Annotated in this window: 3 protein-coding genes and 1 pseudogene; all 4 read right to left on the bottom strand. The window is 75.0% G+C overall.

The features are described from left to right. Nucleotides 1-1,139 (bottom strand): secretin N-terminal domain-containing protein (locus F3J10_RS35270; protein WP_205200594.1); only part of this gene is annotated, 1,139 nt, incomplete at its 3' end. Further along, nucleotides 1,136-2,047, bottom strand: a complete 912-nt coding sequence (locus F3J10_RS35265) for a hypothetical protein (protein WP_167244018.1) — start codon at nucleotides 2,045-2,047, stop codon at nucleotides 1,136-1,138. The genes F3J10_RS35270 and F3J10_RS35265, both read right to left, overlap by 4 nt. Then, entirely contained in the window at nucleotides 2,044-2,307 is a 264-nt protein-coding gene (locus F3J10_RS35260; protein WP_205200593.1) for a hypothetical protein, read from the bottom strand. The genes F3J10_RS35265 and F3J10_RS35260 overlap by 4 nt, the downstream gene beginning before the upstream one ends. A gap of 7 nt (nucleotides 2,308-2,314) precedes the next feature. Next, nucleotides 2,315-2,438 (bottom strand): annotated as a pseudogene (locus F3J10_RS36500) (alkanesulfonate monooxygenase); the annotation flags it as partial.

The following is a 2,438-nucleotide window of genomic DNA, read 5'->3' as shown; positions in this document are numbered from 1 at the left end:
GGCGCGCCGCCGCTGCCCGCCCCCTCGCCGCGCGCCAGCGAGCGCGTGGTGCGCAAGGCGATCCGTGCGCCCAGCTCGCGCGAGAAACCGCGCTCGCCCTCGACCACGCGCGCCTCGATCAACACCTGGCGCGAGGGCCGGTCGAGCTGCGCGACGAGGGCCGCGATCTGCGCGAGCCGGCCGTCCAGGTCGGTGACGAACAGCAAATTGGTGCGCGCATCGGCCAGCACCGAGCCGCGCCGCGACAGCACGCGCTGGTTGGCGGCGGCGCCGGTCAGCAGCCGCGCGACATCGTTGGCGCGCGGGTAGCGCAGCAGGAAGGTGCGGCTCGCCAGCGGCTCCAGGTCGGCCATCCGCGCATGGGCCTCGAAGCGCGCACGCTCGCGCGCCGTCAGTTCGGCCGCCGGCGCCACCCAGATCACGTCGCCGCGCATCGCCATCGCCAGGCCGTTGGCGTCCAGCAGCGCATCGAACGCGTCGCGCCAGGGGACGTCGTGGATGCGCAGCGTGGCGCTGCCCTGCACGCGGCCGCTCAGCACCACGCTCTGGCCCGTGAAACGCGCGAAGGCGTCGAACACGGCCGCGAGCGGAGCCTGCCGCAGGTCGAGCGAGATGCGGCGACCGTCGGCAGCCGCGCGCGGGACGGTGACGGGACCGGACAGCCGCTCGGGCGGGGGCAACGGAATCGGCGGGCCCTCCAGGGCGGGTGGCGGGAGGTCCTGCCGGGTGGCTTCGGGCGGTTTGCCGCCGGCACGCGTGGCTGACGTGGGCGCCTCGCCCGTCACCTGGCTCGCCCCGGTCGCGAGCGGGAGACCGCCCTGCGGCCCCGGCTCCTTCGGTTCGCCAGCCGGCAAGGGTGAAATGCCGGCGGCCGAGGCAGCCATGCCCTCGCCGGCGTGTCGCTCGCCGGCGGCGGCCGGCGCCGCGCCCGCATCCTCCGGGTCCGCCAGCGCGCTGCCGCCGCCCACGCGCCCCGCTTCGGGATCGAACCAGCCGATGCTGTCCAGCGCCGCGGCCGGCATCACCATCGGCAAGGGCGGCCGCAGCATCGCCCGGGCCGGCGACGAATGGCCGATCGCCAACCAGAACGCACACGGCGCAACAAGCAGGCGCGCAAACCTCCCTCGATCGTGTGTCATCGCTCCGCCTCCCCGCGCAAAACCATGCGATGCCGCGCACCGCCGCCATCGTCGAGACCCAGCCAGACCCCATCCGCATCGATGCGCGTGATGCGTTCGGCACCAACGCGCTCGCCCACCGAAGCGGACCAGGCCCCCGCCTCGGCGTCGAACAGCACGAGCCCGCGACGCGCATCGCGCACGATGCCGGCGACGCGCGGCATCGCCGCCGGCTCGCGGCCGCCGAAATCGGCGCCGGCCTCGGCTGCGCTCGGGCCGGAAGCAGCCGTCGCTACCGCTCCAGGCTCGACATCCGGCGCGTCCGGCCCGGGCAGCGACACGGCCAGACGCGCCGAGAAACTCGCCCCGTCGCCCTGGCGCTGCACCTCGATGCCGACCGGCACCACGGCCATCGGCAGCGCGGCGAGCGAGCGGACCCAGGCGCCGATTGCCCCGAAGCGGCCATCGCCGGCGACGTCGTAGTACCGCATGCCGCCGGCCGCCGCCTCGGCTCCAGCCTGCTGCGCGGGACCGAGCCGGCGAATCCGCAAGCCGCTGTCGTGGGCGCCGGCGATCAACTGCCAACCAGGATCGAGCAGCGGCTCACCCTCGTCGCGCCGGTTTTCGGGCAAGGCCGGGGATCGGCCCGCGCGAGCGTCGAGCGAGGACTGCCCCGGCACTTCCTCCTGGCGCGATGGCTCCGGTTCGATCGATCGCGGGTCTGGCTGCAAATCCAGCCGCCGTTCGGCCAGTTCCCGCTGCGCCAGCGCTTCACCGTGCCGGGCGCGAGCCCCGGCGATACCGCTCCAGTCGAGCTCGCCGGACACGGCCCACAACCCGCCGAACACGGCCGACGCGACGCCGGCCAGGGCCAGCAGCCGGCGCACCCCCGCATGCGGGCAGACCCGCGCGACGATCGCCTTCATCATCGCCGCCCTCCCCGCGCTACGAAGAAATCGGCACGAGCCGCGCGAGGCAGCGGCACCGCGTCGGGCCAGCGGATCCGCACCGCGAAGCGGATCGTGCCCGTCGTGCCCTGGCCCGGCTCCCCCTCGACGCCCGACATCTCGACCTGCCAGTCGGAGCGCGCCTCGCGCAAGCGCGCCAGCCAGCGCGAGGCGGCCAGCGAATCGCGGGCACGCGCATCGATCCTCACCCCGCCCTCGGCCTGCCGCAGCGCGATCAGCATCACCGCGCACGGTTTCGCCGCGCAGCAGCGCCTCGACCACGGTGATCCATTCGCGGCCATAGGCGTAGCGCGCATCGTGCTCGGCGAAGCCGATGCCGGCGCGCTCCAGCTCCGGCCGGTTCCAGGCATTG

This window comes from Burkholderia sp. Cy-637, assembly GCF_011753175.1.
In the GTDB taxonomy this organism is placed as follows: Bacteria; Pseudomonadota; Gammaproteobacteria; order Burkholderiales; family Burkholderiaceae; genus Burkholderia; species Burkholderia gladioli.
This window is presented reverse-complemented; position numbering and strand designations above follow the sequence as displayed.